The following is a 17,781-nucleotide window of genomic DNA, read 5'->3' as shown; positions in this document are numbered from 1 at the left end:
TCCTATTCCTCAAGATGGATGTGTCTTAGTTGGCCGTCCCAATCCGGTAGAGCTGTTTTCAAAAAGGCTGGAACTAGCTGGATATTCTGGAGCTGATCCAAGTCAATCCACTCACAGGGCTGCCTTTTCTCGTCTTCCTGCATGGTCAATGGGGCATCTTCAAGTAAGTTCACCAGATAATGAAACTCAATGTTGTGATAGGAAACACCGTCTTGTTCAAAACGATTTTCAACCACAAAGGCTAGTCGCCCAGCTTGAGCTTTGACACCTAGTTCTTCCCTCACTTCACGGACTACCGCGCCTTCCGTGCTTTCATTGACTTGAATCGCACCGCCAATAGTGTAATACTTACCCTTATCTTTGGTAACTAGGAGCTTGCCATTTTGGAGAATTAAGGCTGTCGCCCGAACACCAAAGACCGTGTCTCCCACTGTTGTCCGAAAGTCTTGTTGAGTCATTTTTGTCCTTTCCCTTAAACGACACAAAAACAGTCAAAACTCCAAAGAAGTGCAGGACAAAAAGCCTGCAACATCCATGAGCTTTGACCATCATTTCTATTGCTTTTATTATTGTAGCAAATTGAGAAAATTTGTCAATCTAAATGTACTGACAAACTTGTCCATCGCGGTAGGCATTGTCAATCAAACCGCCACCGAGACACTCTTCACCATCGTAAAAGACAACTGCCTGTCCTGGTGTGATCGCGCGTTGCGGTTCCGCAAAGATAACTTCTGCCTTATCTCCTTTAACATGTACTGTCACCTTAGAGTCAGGCTGACGGTAGCGGAATTTAGCTGTACATTCGAGCGTAAATTCCTCTGGCATCTCACGAGTAAAGTGGACTTGACTGGCTTCTAGGCTTGTTGACATAAGCGAATCATGGTAGAATCCTTGACCGACATAGAGGATATTCTTGCTTAGGTCTTTTCCGACAACGAACCAAGGGGCATTGTCACCGCCGTGTTGGCCACCGATACCGAGACCGCCACGCTGACCGATTGTATAGTACATCAGACCTGCATGCTCACCCATATCGCGACCATCCACAGTCATCATACGACCAGGCTGGGCTGGTAAGTAGTTGCTGAGAAAGTTTTTAAAGTTCTTTTCTCCGATAAAACAAATCCCTGTCGAATCTTTCTTCTTAGCAGTCACAAGTCCTGCTTCTTCAGCTAGTCTGCGAACTTCAGGCTTTTCCAAATGTCCCAAGGGGAACATGGTTTTTTGGAGTTGTTCTTGCGAAAGTTGGCTGAGGAAATAGGTCTGATCCTTGCCATTGTCCACGCCACGAAGCATGTGAACGATGCCATCCTCATCACGCGCCACTCGAGCATAATGCCCAGTCGCTACATAGTCTGCCCCCAAGGTCATAGCATAGTCCAAAAAGGCCTTGAACTTGATTTCCTTGTTACACATAACATCTGGATTTGGCGTGCGCCCCGCACGGTATTCCGCTAGGAAATACTCAAAAACGCGGTCCCAGTACTCTTTTTCAAAATTGACAGAGTAGTAGGGAATGCCGATCTGGTCTGCCACCGCAGCCACATCCTTGTAATCTTCGGTCGCCGTACAGACGCCGTTTTCATCTGTGTCATCCCAGTTCTTCATGAAGATACCGATCACATCGTAGCCCTGCTCCTTGAGCAAGAGAGCCGTCACCGACGAATCAACACCACCACTCATCCCCACGACAACACGTGTTTTAGAGTTATCACTCATGGTAAGTCTCCCATCTATTCGTTTATTCACGATTGAAGGTCGTGTGTGCTTCAACGATTGAAGGTCGCTTGAGCAGTATTCATTATAACATGCTTGGTTGGAGAAGACAAGAAAGAGGCTGATAAATCATCTCAGCCTCTCTTTCATACTTTGCAAATGAATCAATTTTCCCCTTTAAGTTCTTTCTTCGCTTGTTCTATCTGGTATTTCACTTGCTCAAAGCCGGTTCCTCCTAAGGAATTCCGTCTCTGAACAGCGGTTTCCGGGCGCAAGTAGATATAGATATCCTCCTCAATCAAGGGATGGTAGACTTGCAACTCCTTCAAATCCCAATCTTGGATATTTTTACCATGCTTGATAGAGTCTAGAACCAATTTCCCTACAATTTCATGTGCTTCTCTAAAGGGGAGGCCTTTTTCAGCCAAATAATCTGCCAGTTCGGTCGCATTCGAAAAATCATTCTCTGTAGATTGCTGCATTTTGGCCTTATTAACCTGCATGCTCGATAGCATACCTGCCAACACATCCAGAGAATTTAAAATCGTTTCTACTGTATCAAACATGCCTTCCTTGTCCTCTTGCAAATCTTTATTGTAGGCTAGAGGCAAAGATTTCATGACGGTTAATAGCCCGAGTAAGTGCCCGTAAACTCGTCCTGTCTTCCCTCGAATCAATTCGGCCATATCAGGATTTTTCTTCTGGGGCATGATAGACGAACCTGTTGAAAAGCTATCAGACAAGCTAATGTACTGATACTCAAAACTACACCAATTGATGATTTCTTCACAAAAACGACTCATATGCATCATCAAAATGCTGGCATTTGACAGGAATTCCAAGATAAAATCACGGTCACTCACTGCGTCCAAGGAATTGGCATAGGGTTGTTGGAAGCCCAATAAATCACTCGATAATTGACGATCGATTGGAAAAGTTGTCCCCGCCAAGGCCGCCGCACCCAGTGGAGATAGATCCGTATGTTTCAGGTTAAATGCAAAGCGTTGGCTATCCCTTTGAAACATATTGTAATAAGCCATGAGATGGTGGGCAAGACTAATCGGTTGGGCATGCTGCAGATGGGTATAACCCGGCATGATGGTTTCCACATGTTTTTCAGCCAAATCCAGCAAAACACTGTTCAGATTTGCCAACTTATCCAAGACATGGCCAAGTTGCTCCTTTAGATATAAGTGCATATCCGTTGCGACTTGGTCATTCCGAGAACGTGCCGTATGTAGTTTCCCAGCCAGAGGACCGATTTTCTCTGTCAGCAACACTTCCATATTCATATGAATATCTTCATTTGCAATATCAAAATGAAGCTTTCCTGCCTCTAAATCTCGCAACAAAGCTTGCAGACCATCTTGAATCTGCTCTGCCTCTTCCGAGCTCAAAACGCCAGTCTGTCCTAGCATTTGAACATGAGCTAGGGAACCCATCAAATCAAATTTTGCCAGCTGGTGGTCAAAGGAAATACTCGCACCGAACTGTTCTACCCACTTTTCCACAGTGCCTTCAAATCGACCACCCCATAATTTTGTATTTTTCGGCATATCCTGTCGTCCCTTTCTATCGCGTCACTACTCAACATTTTTCTGAACTTCTGAATAAACCTTAGTCGGAAGCCCCCAAAGCTTGATAAATCCAACAGCCGCATCTTGGTCAAAGGTGTCCGCACTAGTATAAGTCGCCAAATTTTCATCGTAAAGAGAATTTGGAGATTTCCGAGCCACTACCTGGGCATTCCCCTTATAGAGTTTAACTTTTGCAGTTCCATTGACAACTTTCTGTGTCTCCTTGACATAGGCAATCAAAGCCTGAGTTGCTGGGCTAAACCACAAGGCATTATAGATGAGATTGGACAACTCATTTTCGATAATAGGTTTGAAATGAGCCACTTCTCTCACAAGAGTCAAGTCTTCAATCTCCTTATGAGCTGCCAATAAAGTCACAGCGCCTGGGCACTCATAAATCTCTCTTGACTTAATACCGACTAGGCGATTTTCCACATGGTCAATACGACCGACACCGTGTTTGCCCGCAATTTCATTTAGCTTTTGAATCAAATCCGCTACTTTCATCTTCTCACCATTGAGGGAGATGGGCACCCCGCAGCTAAACTCAATGTCAATAAATTCTGGACTGTCTGGTGCCTCTTCTGGAGAAGATGTGATTCCAAATGCTTCTTCTGGTGCTTGGTTCCAAGGGTTTTCCAAAACACCACATTCATTTGCACGTCCCCAAAGATTTTGATCGACAGAGTAAGGATTGTCAAGGTCAGCAGGAACTGGGACGCCGTTTTCTTTGGCATATTGGATTTCTTCTTCACGAGACCATTTCCACTCACGAACAGGCGCAACTACCTTTAGATTGGGATCCAAAGCTGCAATAGAGACTTCAAACCGAACTTGGTCGTTTCCCTTACCTGTACAACCATGGGCAATTGTGGTTGCCCCCGTCTGATGAGCTATTTCAACGAGTTTTTTTGAAATAAGAGGGCGACTCAGAGCAGATACCAAGGGATACTTTTGTTCATAGTAGGCATGAGCCTGGAGGGCTACTAATACATAGTCATTAGCAAATTCTTCCTTAACATCAATGACATAAGACTCTACAGCCCCAACCTTGAGAGCTTTATCGTGGATGAACTCCAAATCTTTTCCTTCACCCACATCCATACAAACAGCGATCACATCATAGTCTTTTTTTAACCATGTAATAGCAACTGATGTATCCAATCCACCTGAATAGGCTAAAATGACTTTTTCCTTACTCATTTCTCTTCCTTCTTTCTATTTTTCGATAGAGGCTTTAAAAGCATCGTCAATCAATTTGTCCAACTCCCCAGAATCCTTCAACTTCTGGATGGTTTTGTCAACCGCCTCTTTTAATTCTTTACTGTCTTTTTTCATCGCAACAGCGTAGGAATCTTCTTTGTCATTGTCAAAATCAAACTCAGCGATGGCTAGGTCTGGATTATTCTCTACGAATCCTTTCGCCACTGGTTCTTCAAAGATAACCGCATCCAGTTGCCCGGATTTCAAATCTGTTATCAAATTTCCATTTTTAGGAAGTGAAACGAGAGAAGCATTCTGCAAGGTTTCTTTGGCCAGAGTTTCCTGGATAGAACCTTTCTGCGCTCCAACCTTTTTCTGAGCCAAATCCTTGACTGATTGGTAATTCGTTAATTCAGATTTTCTTACGATAACCTTATTTTTCGAAGTGTAGTAGGGAATTGAAAAATCGTAAACTTGACTTCTCTCCTCCGTTTTAGAAACACCTGATATGGCAAGATCGGCCTTACCTGAATCAAGACTAGCTAGTACATTGTCAAAACTCATTGGAGAGAACTCCACTTCTACACCTAGTTCCTTTGCGATAGCTTTGGCGAGCTCAACATCTGAACCTACAATCTGATTTTTCCCATCAACCAATTTCTGGTATTCAAATGGAGCAAACTCTGGATTTAGGGCCACCACCAATTTTCCTTTAGCCTTAATGGCTTCAACACCTTGGGACTGACTGTTACTACAAGCAAATAATAAGGGAAACATAAGCAAACCAAACATCGTCATCAACACCTTCTTCACTTTATTCATAGAAGAGCCTCCTTTTATTTTTATACTTTATTATTGTATAAATAATACTCTTCTCATCCTCGTTTGTCAAGAAAAAACTGTATTTTATTTCATTTTAATCAAGAAAAAGCTTATTATATGATATATTTTTACACATAATAAGCTTATTTATACTATTTGAGTTTTAAAACAATTTAAAGAATTTCGTTGGAATTATACAAATAGGGCATTGCTGAGAAGATCGTTACACTTTTTGTTCTTGAAAAACAAAAAAAGAGCCCTAAAGGACTCTTGTATTCTTAATACCAACCGTTGTTAAGCCAGAAGTTCTTGGCAGCTGTCCATGAGCCGTAGCGTCCTGCAACGTAGGCATCTGCTACACGTTCTTGGTTTTCAGCTGAGTAGTCACCGTTCAAGTATGAATCTGTCAATTGGTAACGTCCGATGTATTGGCCGTTTGTAGCTGTGTAGCTACCACCTGATTCTTTTTGAGCGATCCATTCTTTGGCTTCTGCTTCAGAACCACTTACAGTAGATGTTGCTACAGTGTTGCTTTCTGCTGCTGGTGCTTCATAAGTTGTAGTTGCAGCTGGAGCTTCTTCAACTGTTTCTGTAGCTACTGGAGCTGTTTCTTCCGTTGTTGCTGCTGGAGCTGCAGTAGAAGCTGTCCCTTCGATGACCAAAACTTGGTCAACATAGATAAGGTGGATATCTTTGATATTGTTTTTTGCTGCTAATTTTTCAGCAGTCGTGTTGTACTTCTCAGCGATTTCTGAAAGAGTATCACCTGATTTAACAGTGTAAGTTACAGTTTCTTGTGCAGATGCAAGAGCTGGGGCAAAGAAAGCAAGCAAGGCTGCTACTCCTGCGATAGTTGTTTTGATTTTTTTAGTTGTTAATGACATATCTAAAAATTCTCCTTCCATTGAATATATCTATGATACCTTTTAAATGTTACCGTTGTTTAACGGTTATATGTAGAAATATTACAAAAATGTTTTATATTTACCGTTTTAAGGAGGTTTTTGTCACAAAAGACCTTATTTTATACTATCTTTAATCATTTTGAGCTTTTGATAAGGGAAATAAGCGCAGAGGTCCATTCTTTGGTATAATAGATATAAGAATCTTTGTAAGGGGAAACAGATGCAATCACTTCGTTTTCAATCTGTCTTTGATATTATCGGACCAGTCATGATTGGCCCATCAAGTAGCCACACAGCTGGAGCTGTTCGTATTGGGAAAATCGTCTCCTCCATCTTTGACGATACGCCAACAGAGGTAGAATTCCAATTGTTTAACTCATTTGCCAAGACCTATCGTGGTCATGGAACTGACCTTGCTCTCGTCGCTGGTATTTTAGGTATGGATACGGACAATCCCGACATTCCAAATAGTCTCGAGATTGCCCATAAGCGTGGTATCAAGATTGTCTGGACCATTCAGAAAGACAGTAACGCACCTCACCCTAACACCACTAAAATCACTGTGAAGAATGACCATAAGTCCATTAGTGTGACAGGGATTTCCATCGGTGGAGGGAATATTCAGGTAACCGAACTCAATGGCTTTGCCGTCTCTCTCAATATGAATACACCGACTATCATCATCGTTCATCAAGATATTCCAGGTATGATTGCCCTCGTTACAGAGGCACTTTCACGCTATGATATCAATATCGCCCAGATGAATGTGACTCGGGAAAAAGCTGGAGAAAAAGCCATTATGATTATCGAAGTCGATAGTCGAAGTTGCGAAGAGGCGATTGAAGAAATCCGAAAAATCCCTCATCTCCACAATGTCAATTTCTTTAAGTAGGAGGAAACATGTTTTATTCTATCAAAGAATTGGTCGAGCAAGCAGATCTAGACTTCCAAGGAAATGTCGCAGAACTCATGATTGCGACAGAATATCAATTAACCGGTCGGGAACGCCCAGAAGTTCTCCTCCTCATGGAACGCAATCTAGAAGTCATGAAAGCCTCTGTTGAGCTCGGTCTCAGTGAAAATAAATCCCGTAGTGGCCTGACAGGTGGCGATGCTGCCAAACTAGACCGCCATCTCAAAAGTGGCAAGGCCTTGTCTGACTTTACCATCCTATCAGCAGCCCGAAATGCCATCGCGGTCAACGAACACAACGCTAAAATGGGTTTGGTCTGTGCCACTCCAACCGCAGGAAGTGCTGGCTGTCTGCCAGCTGTTCTCACTGCTGCTATCCAAAAACTTGATCTCAGCCACAAAGAACAGCTCGATTTCCTCTTTGCTGCGGGTGCCTTTGGATTGGTTATCGCAAACAACGCTTCTATCTCAGGTGCTGAAGGTGGCTGCCAGGCAGAAGTTGGCTCTGCCTCTGCCATGAGTGCCGCAGCCTTAACCTTGGCTGCAGGTGGAACCCCGTATCAGGCTAGCCAAGCCATCGCTTTTGTCATTAAAAATATGCTGGGCCTCATCTGCGACCCCGTCGCTGGTTTGGTTGAAGTTCCCTGTGTTAAGCGCAATGCCATGGGAGCCAGCTTTGCCTTTATCACAGCAGATATGGCCTTGGCAGGTATCGAGTCTAAGATCCCTGTTGACGAAGTCATCGATGCCATGTACCAAGTCGGATCAAGTCTTCCAACTGCCTTTCGTGAAACGGCTGAAGGTGGACTCGCAGCCACCCCGACTGGTCGTCGCCTACAAAAAGAAATCTTCGGAGAATAAGCTTATCTATTAGGAGAAACTATGCCCTCTATCTCAGCAATCTTTTTTGATCTAGACGGAACTCTGGTTGACAGTTCCCTCGGGATCCACAATGCCTTTACCCATACCTTTGAACAACTAGGAGTTCCAAGCCCTGATGCCAAAACCATTCGTGGTTTTATGGGACCGCCACTTGAAAGTAGTTTTGCAACATGTCTTCCCAAGGAGCAAATCTCAGAGGCTGTTCAAATCTACCGCTCTTACTACAAGAAAAAAGGAATCCACGAAGCGCAGCTCTTCCCCCGAATGACGGAATTGCTTCAAGAACTCTCGAAAAACTATCCTCTCTACATCACTACTACAAAGAATACTCCTACTGCTCATGATATGACTAAAAATCTGGGAATCCATCATTTCTTTGATGGTATTTACGGCTCTAGTCCTGAAACGCCTCACAAGGCGGATGTCATCCGTTACGCCTTGCAAACGCATCAACTTCCTGCAGACCAAGTCCTTATCATCGGAGATACCAAGTTTGATATGATTGGAGCCCAAGAAACTAGCATTAAAAAGTTCGCTGTTACTTGGGGATTTGGAGAAGAGGCTGATTTACTCAGCTATCAACCTGACTGGATTGCCCATACCATTGACGATATCATTAAGCAACTATAAATAATACAACGATTTGAAATTACAGAGTAAAAAGGCCAAGGTCCTGTACAAACAGAACCTTGGCTTTCTATTTATAATTAATTGGTTGGACACTCTTACTCAACGTGGGTTGTCTCATTTGCAAAGGAAATAATCGCTTCTTTGAGCTCATCTCCGCTGAGTGAACGGAACTCTTCAATCTTTTGATCGATGGCTTCTAGAGGCATGACGTTTACCTTACCAACGAAAATCTTATCCATGACTTGGTTATCAACCAATTCGGTCGAAACCAAGAGTTCTTCATAGAGTTTTTCACCTGGTCGGATACCGACCTCAACGATTGGAATTTCACTTTCCGTGTGCCCGCTTAGAAGGACCATTTTCTTAGCCAAGTCGTAGATCTTAACTGGTTTGCCCATATCAAGGATAAAGACTTCTCCGTCCTTGGCATAAGCACCAGCATGGATGACCAGACGGCTAGCCTCTGGAATGGTCATGAAGTAACGTGTCATACGGAAGTCTGTCACCGTTACAGGACCACCTTCAGCAATCTGACGTTCAAAGACAGGAATCACGCTACCACGACTACCGAGAACATTCCCAAAACGAACTGCACAGTAGGTTGATTTACTACGTTGGTTAAAGCCAGTGACAATCAACTCTGCCACGCGCTTAGTCGCACCCATAACATTCGGTGGATTGACCGCCTTGTCTGTCGAAATCATGACCATCTTAGGTACTTTGGCTTCATCAACAGCCTTGGCAACATTGTAAGTCCCGAGGATATTGTTCTTGAAGGCTTCTTTTGGATTGCGTTCCATCATCGGAACGTGTTTGTGGGCTGCAGCATGGTAGATGATAGCTGGTTTGTACTGTTCAAACACTTGTAAAAGACGATCATAATCCTGAATATCTGCAATGACAGGAACATAATCAATCCCTTGGAATTTACGAATCAACTCATGATAAATAAGGTAGATTGAATTTTCACCATGTCCAAGCAAAACGATACGCTCTGGGTTGAAGCGACTAATCTGGCGACAAATCTCCGAACCAATCGAACCACCGGCTCCTGTCACCAAGATGGTCTTACCTGTAATTTCTGCACCCAGACGTGATTCGTCAAGGCGAATTTCCTGACGGCCCAAAAGGTCTGTGATATCAATTTTTTGGAAACCACTACCTGATTGATGTAATCCTTGAACAACTGTCTCAACTTTAGGCATCTTGTAACATTTGACACCTAGTTTATTACACATTTGCAAGATACGTTCATACTCTGATGGATCAAGCGAAGGGATTGCTACGATAACACGCTCGATTTGGTGACGTTTGGCCAATTCAGGTAGATTGTCATAAGAGCCTAGAACTGGGATTCCACCTAGTTTTTGCCCTTTTTTCTTTTCATCATTGTCCAAAATCCCCACTATCTCAAGCTCACTGGTTGGATGTTGGTAGCTATTCATAAAGAGGGCGCCACCATCTCCCGCACCAATCAAGAAGGTACGGCGATGCTCTCCATCTCCACTACCCTTTTTACGTTTAGAATAAATCAACTGCCAGGTGATGCGAGGAAGCAAGATGAGGAAGGTACTCAACAAAATGAAGAGCACGATGAAACGGATAGAAAATAATGGAAGAAAGGCATAGCAGATTCCATAAGAAAGAACACTGCTGAGAGTCACTCCAAAAAAGATTTTCATAAAATCCGTAATCTTACTGTAGCGACTAATACTAGCATTCAGCCCCCAAAATGCAATTATGATTTGATAGAGAAGGAAGGCTAAAAGAGTGTAGATCACATAGTCCACAGGCGCAGGATTTATAAGGCCATAAAACAAGATATAAGATACGATGATGGAAACCACCATACTCAGAATATCGAATATCCCCCAAAATACTTGTTTTTGCTGTTTATTTAAAATTTCAACCAGATCAATCACGTAATCTGTTAGTTTTTTATTCATAGGAATTTACTCCCCCTTAAAAGAGTCAGATGATACTATTGTTATGATAACCCGAATCGTTCAATCTATCAGGTCTTACTTGCTCTTTCTTAAAAGTTTGACAAAGATAAACTGACGTACAAAGCCTGGACAAAGTGCAACAATTGCCTGAATGAACATACTTTTAGCATATTCCATGTAAGAAATTTGCCCTCGCTCAAGCATCCGTTGGCGAGCTTGACGGTAGAATTTAAGGTAACGCAAGCCACCTCGACGCTCAAACATTCCTGCACCTACACGAACCTTACACAAGATTTGATCTAGGTTGCCAGTCTTGGCACCTGCCGTAATCATATTGAGCCAGAGGAGATCATCCTCCATGTAAAGCCCGTCTTCGTAGTTGCCCGCTTTGAGGACCATGTCCTTTTTGAACATGACTGTCATATGGTTAAAAGCACTTCTCATTCTCTGATAAGCCACAATGTCTGCGTGCTGAGTTGGAACACGACGATAAGACACAATCTCATCTGGATTGTCAATGAACTCTGCAATCTGCCCACCTAAGAGATCGAGATCTTCTTTCTCCATTAGTTGAAGCTGTTTCTCAAAACGATCTGGAACGGCTAAATCGTCCGTATCCATCCGTGCAATAATGTCATACTGACACTGTAAAACACCGTATCGAAGAGCCAAGCCTAAACCTTGATTTTGCTCTAAGGGGCACCGTTTCACTGGAATGTCTGACTGAGCTTCCACTTCATCTAGCACCTGATAGAGCTCTGGCGTGAGGGGCCCATCCTCAACAAGAACAAGTTCACTCGGTTTCAAGGTTTGATTTTGAACACTTTTGATAGCATCTCTCAAAAACGTCGGGCTTTCCTTTACATAAACCGACATCAAGACGCTGATTTTTTGCTTTTCAGGCACCGTTTTTCTCCAATATATAGATTTCCTTCCACTATTTTATCACAAATTTTCTCACTTTCCTATTTTTATATCAAATCAAGGAAAATTCTAGTAAAGAAATGTATCTCCTTTCACTCTATTCTCGCTTAAATCAATCGAACTTTCTTAGCTGTCATTACTTGACATTATATGGAAAAAACCTTAAAATAAGCTGTTATTAAAATCATCTATTCGAGGTTTTTATGAAAAAACAATCGCTCTTTTTTGTTCTAGGAATTGTCTTAATCGGGACTGTTTTACGCTCTCCTTTCACTGCTCTTCCAACCATTTTAGGAGATATCGCTCAAGGATTAGGAGTGGAGGTTAGTTCTCTTGGGATTTTAACCAGTCTCCCTCTCTTGATGTTTGCTCTTTTCTCTGCTTTTGCGAGCCTCTTGGCACAAAAAATCGGGTTGGAACATCTCTTTACTTACTGTCTCCTCCTCTTAACTGTTGGCTCTGCCATTCGTATCTTCAATCTTCCCCTTCTCTATCTAGGAACTCTGATCATCGGAGCGAGCATTGCTATTTTCAATGTACTCCTCCCAAGTATGATCCAGGCAAATCAGCCTCAAAAGATTAGTTTCCTAACAACTCTCTATGTCACTGCCATGGGGGTTTCAACGGCCATCGCTTCTTATCTTTCGGTCCCTATCACTCAAGCTAGTTCTTGGAAGGGCCTCATCCTCGTGCTCAGCTTTCTCTGTCTAGTCACTCTTCTAGTCTGGTTGCCAAATCATCGCCACAACCACCACCTAGAAAGCAAAAAAGAAAAGCAAGTCAAAGAGAATATTCTAAAAAGTAAAGATGTCTGGGCCATCATTATCTTTGGTGGTCTTCAGTCCTTGCTCTTTTATACGAGCATGACCTGGCTACCAACGATAGCCATTAGTGCTGGTCTTTCTAATAAAGATGCGGCTCTCCTCGCTTCTATTTTCTCACTGATCAGCATTCCTTTTTCAATGACTGTTCCAAGTCTGACAACTCGTCTGTTAGATGGTCATCGTCGAATCATGCTGGCAATTATCTCTATCGCTGGTATGATAGGAATTGCTATGCTCTTGTATCCAGCCAATAATTTCCTCTACTGGTTAGTCGTTCATCTCTTGATTGGAACGGCCTGCAGTGCCCTCTTCCCCTACCTCATGGTTTGCTTCTCTCTTAAAACCAGTTCTCCTGAAAAGACAGCCCAGCTGTCAGGACTAGCGCAAACAGGGGGCTACATCTTAGCAGCTTTTGGTCCTGCCTTGTTTGGTTATAGTTTTGAACTTTTCCAATCTTGGATCCCAGCTGTCCTTGCCCTTCTAGTCATCGATATCATCATGACCGTCTCACTCTTTATGGTAGATCGGGCTGATAAGATTCTTTAATTTTCTAAAATACTTCTCAGATATAAACAATGTAAAGCCAGACTCTGTCTGGCTTTTTTAGTGCTTATTTCAACAAAAAGCACCATACATCTGTTAGCAGAAAGATGGCGTTTTTGATATAATAAAATGTATAGAAACCAATTGTCATTCGAAAAATAAATTAGTTTATAAGATAGCTACTATTTCAAGCGAGGTGCACAGAATGGAAAAACAGAAATACAATTTGGATCAAAGTTTAGCAGAGTTAGATAAGCTCCTTAACTTATCAGCCAAGGAGACAGATAAGTCTGCCTGTGAAACTCTAGCAGAAAAAGCAAGAATAATTTATGAGCAATACCCTGAATCAGAAGACATTGCATTACGCTATGCTAGAATTTTGTTCAATTTGTCAGTTGAACAAGGAGATGTTGAGGAACTACTAAACACCGCTAATGCAGTCAAAGAAATTTTTGAACTCTTCAAGCAGTCTGAAGACATTGCATTACATTATGCTAGGACTTTAGTCAATTTGTCAGCTAAACAAGAAATTGTTGAGGAATTACAAAACACTGCTAATGCAGTCAAAGAAATTTTTGAACTCTTCAAGCAGTCTGAAGACATTGCATTACGTTATGCTAGTGCTTTATTCAATCTTTCAAACAGGCAAAATGATATCAAGGATCGTAAAGAAACCATATCAGAAATAGAGACTTTAACCTTAAAGTTTCAACATTCTGAAGACATTGCATTACGATATGCTATGACTTTAGTCAATCTATCAGCTAAACAAGCAAATATAGAAGAACTGGGCAAGACCATTCATTCAGTCAAACAAATTTTTGAACAGTTCAATCAGTCTGAAAAAATTACTTTACAATATGCTATGGCTTTAGTCAATTTGTCAAGTGAGCAAGTAAATGTAGAAGAACTAAGCAAGACTGTGAATTCAGTCAAACAAATTTTTGAGCAATTCATGCAATCTGAAAACATTGCGTTACGATATGCTATGGTTTTAGTCAATTTGTCAGTTGAACAAATAAATGTAGAAGAGAGAGGGAATACTGCTAATTTAATCCAACAAATTTTTGAGCAGTTTAAGCAGTCTGAAGATATTGCGTTACGATATGCTATGGCTTTAGTCAATTTGTCAGCTAAACAAATAAATGTAGAAGAACTAGGTAAGACCGCTAATTCAATTCAACAAATTTTTGAGCAGTTTAAACAGTCTGAAGATATTGCGTTACAATATGCTATGGCTTTATTCAATTTATCACTTGAACAAACCAACTTAGATAAATTGAATGATACAGCTTCTAAACTGAAGAAAATCGCTTTAAGTTTTGAAAAAACTGAAGATATCACTTTATACTACGCTAAAGCTCTTGCCAAAATTATCACCAAACAACAAAATGAAGAGGAAAAACTTGAAATCATAGATAAACTAAAGAGACTACACGATAGATTCGTACAATCTGAAGAAATCACTGTTCAATATCTTACAGCTCGGATGGATTTGGTAAAAAATAATCAAATAGACCAATCAAACCTCCTAAACGATATCTATCAGTCACTAGAATCTATTCCGAGTATTAAAATTTTAAATATGCTCATCGAAATACTCGAAAACGAAGAACAATTTAAGCAAGATCAAGTTCAGATTTCCACTACTAATATCGTAAAAGCTCTGGATAAACTTTGTTTTGATTCATCTATTGAAGAAGGGAAAGATGAAAAAGAGAAAAATTTGCTTATTCGCACCTTAAAACTTGGTATCATCTCCGATACAAAATACGATATTTTAAAAGCCTGGATAGAGCATTACGGAGATGACTCCCAGAAAATCAATCAGTTAATCAAGATCTATACGCTTGTTCAACAACTTAAGTATGAACTTGGATTAAAAGCTGAGGAAAAAAATAGAAAACTAAAATTTGGTCACTATACTTCAGGAGAAACTCTCCAAAGCATACTAGGAAAAGAGGATAAACCTCCATTCTCCAGCTCAGGAAAAACACGCCTGAATAACGCCAACTACATGAACGATCCTGAAGAAGGTGTTATTCTAGAAAATATTTTAAAATTAGAAAAACGCAATCCTTTGGAACCTAGCTCTTGGTTTTTAATGAGTTTTACTAGCAAAACAGATGATCTAGCTATGTGGTCGCAATATGGAAATAATGCAGAAGGGGTCTGTATTGTACTAAAGGAGAATGATTTTGCTCGCTATCATTCACTTAGTGACCTTCCTTGGTATCAAAAAAACTCAGATAAACAAATCGGTCATAAAATGAAATCAAGTGTTGAAATCCAAAACGATAACTCTCTAAATGAATCCGACAAAAAGAAGTCAACTAGAGACAATGAAAGTACACAAAATTATGAAGACAAACATTCTACACCGAAGAATGATATGGATTATTTATATCGCGTAGCATATGTTCATTACTCCGATGAACAATTCTACATCGAAGAAACTGAACTATTCACCAGTGCAGAAGTAACGCGATTAAAAGAATTGTTAAGAAATTTAAAATCAGAATTAACAGACTATAAAAATTCAGAGGATCCATTCTATAAAAAAGCCATTGCTAACTGCATCGAAGAGATTCGCTACTTATTTAAATCTGTCGATTACAAATATGAGAATGAACTGCGTATCTTGCGCTATGCTAATCTAGACCCAAGTAATGATGAAATCAAAATTGACAAAACTTCTGGGGTGGGTAAACTTTATGTAGAACGAAAAAATTCAATTCAAATTGAGGAGGTCATTTTCGGTCCTAAGTTTCCGAATCCTGAATACGTTACCCCTTTATTAAAACTTTTAGATAAGAAAATTAAGTATAAGAAATCTACGATAAAATTTAGATAAAGGCTGACAACATTCTCTAAACTTCTAGTTTTTACTAGGAGTTTTTTATATATAAAATTTTTACACATATTTCTTGACAGGGCTTTCATATTGAGATACAATATATTTGAAAAGAGTATATATAAAATTTTTATATAATATAAAGGAGGTTTCCCATGTACTTCCCAACATCCTCTGCCTTGATTGAGTTTCTCATCTTGGCTGTACTGGAGCAGGGGGATTCTTATGGTTATGAGATTAGTCAAACCATTAAGCTCATCGCCAATATCAAAGAATCTACGCTCTATCCCATTCTCAAAAAATTGGAAGCCAGCGGCTTTCTGACCACCTACTCTAGAGAGTTTCAGGGGCGTATGCGCAAATACTACTCCTTGACCAATCGGGGCGTAGAGCAGCTCGTTACTCTAAAGGAAGAGTGGACGCTCTATACCGACACCGTCAACGGCATCATAGAAGGGAGTATCCGCCATGACAAGAACTGACTATCTGACTCAGTTAGAAACCTATCTCCATAAACTGCCTGAAGCTGACCGTATCGAAGCTATGGACTACTTTAAGGAACTATTTGACGATGCTGGTCCAGAGGGTGAAGAGGAACTCATTGCTAGTCTAGGAACTCCAAAAGAAGCGGCTCATGATGTCCTCTCTGATCTTCTCGATAAAAAAGTCAATGAGGCACCTGCTCAAAAGAATGACCGCCAACTGCTACATATTGCCCTCCTGGCCCTGCTAGTAGCTCCTATCGGAATTCCGGTCGGAATCGGCATCCTCATGGCCATCATCGGTATTTTTATCGCGGCTGTCTCCGTCATTTTAGCCTTTTTTACCGTTTCGGTGACGGGCATCCTACTGGGCGGACTCTTTATCGTAGAGAGCTTTAGCGTCCTAGTCGAAGCCAAATCTGCCTTTATCTTGATTTTTGGGGCCGGTTTGCTTTCTATCGGTGCTTCTTCTCTTGTTCTACTAGGTATCTCCTATGTAGCTCGTTTCTTTGGCCTCCTGATCGTCCGCTTGGTGCAGTGGATTCTTAAAAAAGGAAAGAGAGGTGACAGACATGCGTAAATTGACAAAAGGATTTCTCATCTTTGGTGTGGTTTCTACAATCCTTGGTTTTATCATGATCATTGTAGGCGCCCAGTCCAATGGTATTCAAAGTTTGCTTGCCATGTCAAAAGACCCCGTCTATGACAATCGTATCGAAGAAGTGACCTTTGGAAATGAAGTGGAAAAACTTGATTTGACCCTTGAGGAACACAGCCTAACCATCACAGAGTCTGTAGATGACAAGATCCATATCACCTATCATCCTTCCGTGTCTGGTCGTCACGATCTGACTACTGGCATGAGTGACAAAACACTGAGCGTCACTGACAAACAAGCCTCCCAACATCGTTTTCTCGGTTCAGGAATCGAAGGCTTACTTCGTATTGCCAGCAGTTATTCTAACCGTTTTGACGAAGTCATTCTCTCCCTCCCCAAAGGAAGAAGGCTGCAAGCTATCACCGTCTCAGCCAATCGTGGACAAACCAATATTCGTCAAGCCAATCTTGAAAATGCGACAATCAAAACAAAAGGCTATCTCTTAAGAATAACAGAAAGCTCTATCAAGAATAGTACACTAACGACACCTCATATCATCAATATCTTTGATACCGAATTTACAGATAGCCAGGTCAAGACCGAAGAGGAACACATCTATGCTGAAAATATCAAGGTCCACGGCAAGGTTGAGCTAGACTCTCATAACGACTTAAGACTCTTTCTCTCTAAGGCAGAATTCGATCGTATCAATTTAGACATTTCTTCCCAGCATGGTGGTATTTATCATAATGCACAAAGAGAACACCCTCGACAAAGAGAGAATGAACTTGCCAACCCCTACAAGACAGACAAAGCAGATGTTAAGGATATGCTCATTATAAAAGCCAATCAGGATATCTACCTCCCCAAGGAAGAAGAGTACTCTGCTCCACCTAGAAATCATTGACAAAAACGCTTCCATCTGCTAGTCTAAAGATAGAAAACGACCATAAAAAAGGAGGT

General features: G+C 41.3%; 16 protein-coding genes. 8 read left to right on the top strand and 8 right to left on the bottom strand.

The annotated features are described in order from the left end of the window. Positions 1-2: 2 nt before the first annotated feature. The 6 genes from HMPREF1149_RS04840 to HMPREF1149_RS04815 form a co-directional block, all read right to left on the bottom strand. The gene (locus tag HMPREF1149_RS04840; protein WP_000193661.1) at positions 3-458 is read right to left on the bottom strand and encodes an NUDIX hydrolase; all 456 of its coding nucleotides are present in this window, start codon (positions 456-458) and stop codon (positions 3-5) included. 139 nt (positions 459-597) lie between these two features. Next, positions 598-1,719, bottom strand: coding sequence for a tRNA 2-thiouridine(34) synthase MnmA (gene mnmA / locus HMPREF1149_RS04835; protein WP_001282948.1), 1,122 nt, complete (start codon positions 1,717-1,719; stop codon positions 598-600). 161 nt (positions 1,720-1,880) lie between these two features. Beyond that, the gene (gene argH, locus HMPREF1149_RS04830; protein ID WP_001125697.1) at positions 1,881-3,272 is read right to left on the bottom strand and encodes an argininosuccinate lyase; all 1,392 of its coding nucleotides are present in this window, start codon (positions 3,270-3,272) and stop codon (positions 1,881-1,883) included. Between the two features lie 27 nt (positions 3,273-3,299). Further along, a complete protein-coding gene (locus HMPREF1149_RS04825) occupies positions 3,300-4,496 on the bottom strand; it encodes an argininosuccinate synthase (RefSeq protein ID WP_000031909.1) in 1,197 nt (398 codons plus the stop codon). 15 nt (positions 4,497-4,511) lie between these two features. Next, the gene (locus tag HMPREF1149_RS04820) at positions 4,512-5,318 is read right to left on the bottom strand and encodes an ABC transporter substrate-binding protein (protein ID WP_001045247.1); all 807 of its coding nucleotides are present in this window, start codon (positions 5,316-5,318) and stop codon (positions 4,512-4,514) included. Positions 5,319-5,596: 278 nt separating this feature from the next. Beyond that, a complete protein-coding gene (locus HMPREF1149_RS04815; protein ID WP_000060311.1) occupies positions 5,597-6,202 on the bottom strand; it encodes a LysM peptidoglycan-binding domain-containing protein in 606 nt (201 codons plus the stop codon). 241 nt (positions 6,203-6,443) lie between these two features. Here HMPREF1149_RS04815 and sdaAB point away from each other — a divergent pair, with 241 nt between their 5' ends. Genes sdaAB through HMPREF1149_RS04800 form a run of 3 tightly spaced genes read left to right on the top strand, consistent with a single transcriptional unit; the run spans position 6,444 to position 8,647 of the window. Next, a complete protein-coding gene (gene sdaAB, locus HMPREF1149_RS04810) occupies positions 6,444-7,115 on the top strand; it encodes an L-serine ammonia-lyase, iron-sulfur-dependent subunit beta (RefSeq protein WP_001191181.1) in 672 nt (223 codons plus the stop codon). An 8-nt stretch (positions 7,116-7,123) separates the two neighbouring features. After that, entirely contained in the window at positions 7,124-7,996 is an 873-nt protein-coding gene (gene sdaAA / locus HMPREF1149_RS04805; protein ID WP_000500034.1) for an L-serine ammonia-lyase, iron-sulfur-dependent, subunit alpha, read from the top strand. A 21-nt stretch (positions 7,997-8,017) separates the two neighbouring features. Continuing rightward, a complete protein-coding gene (locus HMPREF1149_RS04800) occupies positions 8,018-8,647 on the top strand; it encodes an HAD-IA family hydrolase (RefSeq protein ID WP_001139318.1) in 630 nt (209 codons plus the stop codon). A gap of 95 nt (positions 8,648-8,742) precedes the next feature. Here HMPREF1149_RS04800 and HMPREF1149_RS04795 read toward each other — a convergent pair whose 3' ends face one another. Next, positions 8,743-10,593, bottom strand: a complete 1,851-nt coding sequence (locus tag HMPREF1149_RS04795) for a polysaccharide biosynthesis protein (protein WP_001035719.1) — start codon at positions 10,591-10,593, stop codon at positions 8,743-8,745. A gap of 75 nt (positions 10,594-10,668) precedes the next feature. After that, the gene (locus HMPREF1149_RS04790; RefSeq protein WP_001114312.1) at positions 10,669-11,499 is read right to left on the bottom strand and encodes a glycosyltransferase; all 831 of its coding nucleotides are present in this window, start codon (positions 11,497-11,499) and stop codon (positions 10,669-10,671) included. 221 nt (positions 11,500-11,720) lie between these two features. Here HMPREF1149_RS04790 and HMPREF1149_RS04785 point away from each other — a divergent pair, with 221 nt between their 5' ends. From HMPREF1149_RS04785 to HMPREF1149_RS04765, 5 genes are all read left to right on the top strand, one after another. Next, on the top strand, positions 11,721-12,887 hold the full coding sequence (locus HMPREF1149_RS04785) for a CynX/NimT family MFS transporter (protein ID WP_000744861.1): 1,167 nt from the start codon (positions 11,721-11,723) through the stop codon (positions 12,885-12,887). 202 nt (positions 12,888-13,089) lie between these two features. Continuing rightward, entirely contained in the window at positions 13,090-15,738 is a 2,649-nt protein-coding gene (locus HMPREF1149_RS04780) for a DUF2971 domain-containing protein (protein WP_000414861.1), read from the top strand. Positions 15,739-15,893: 155 nt separating this feature from the next. Further along, positions 15,894-16,220 (top strand): PadR family transcriptional regulator, encoded by a 327-nt coding sequence (locus tag HMPREF1149_RS04775; RefSeq protein WP_000273860.1) that lies wholly within the window; start codon positions 15,894-15,896, stop codon positions 16,218-16,220. After that, entirely contained in the window at positions 16,207-16,800 is a 594-nt protein-coding gene (locus HMPREF1149_RS04770; RefSeq protein WP_000198646.1) for a DUF1700 domain-containing protein, read from the top strand. Before HMPREF1149_RS04775 ends, HMPREF1149_RS04770 begins: the two co-directional genes overlap by 14 nt. Further along, positions 16,793-17,725 (top strand): DUF4097 family beta strand repeat-containing protein, encoded by a 933-nt coding sequence (locus tag HMPREF1149_RS04765; RefSeq protein WP_001229037.1) that lies wholly within the window; start codon positions 16,793-16,795, stop codon positions 17,723-17,725. The genes HMPREF1149_RS04770 and HMPREF1149_RS04765 overlap by 8 nt, the downstream gene beginning before the upstream one ends. The last annotated feature ends 56 nt before the right edge of the window (positions 17,726-17,781 follow it).

Origin of the sequence: Streptococcus sp. BS35b, assembly GCF_000286475.1 — a bacterium.
Taxonomy (GTDB): domain Bacteria; phylum Bacillota; class Bacilli; order Lactobacillales; family Streptococcaceae; genus Streptococcus; species Streptococcus oralis_W.
This window is presented reverse-complemented; position numbering and strand designations above follow the sequence as displayed.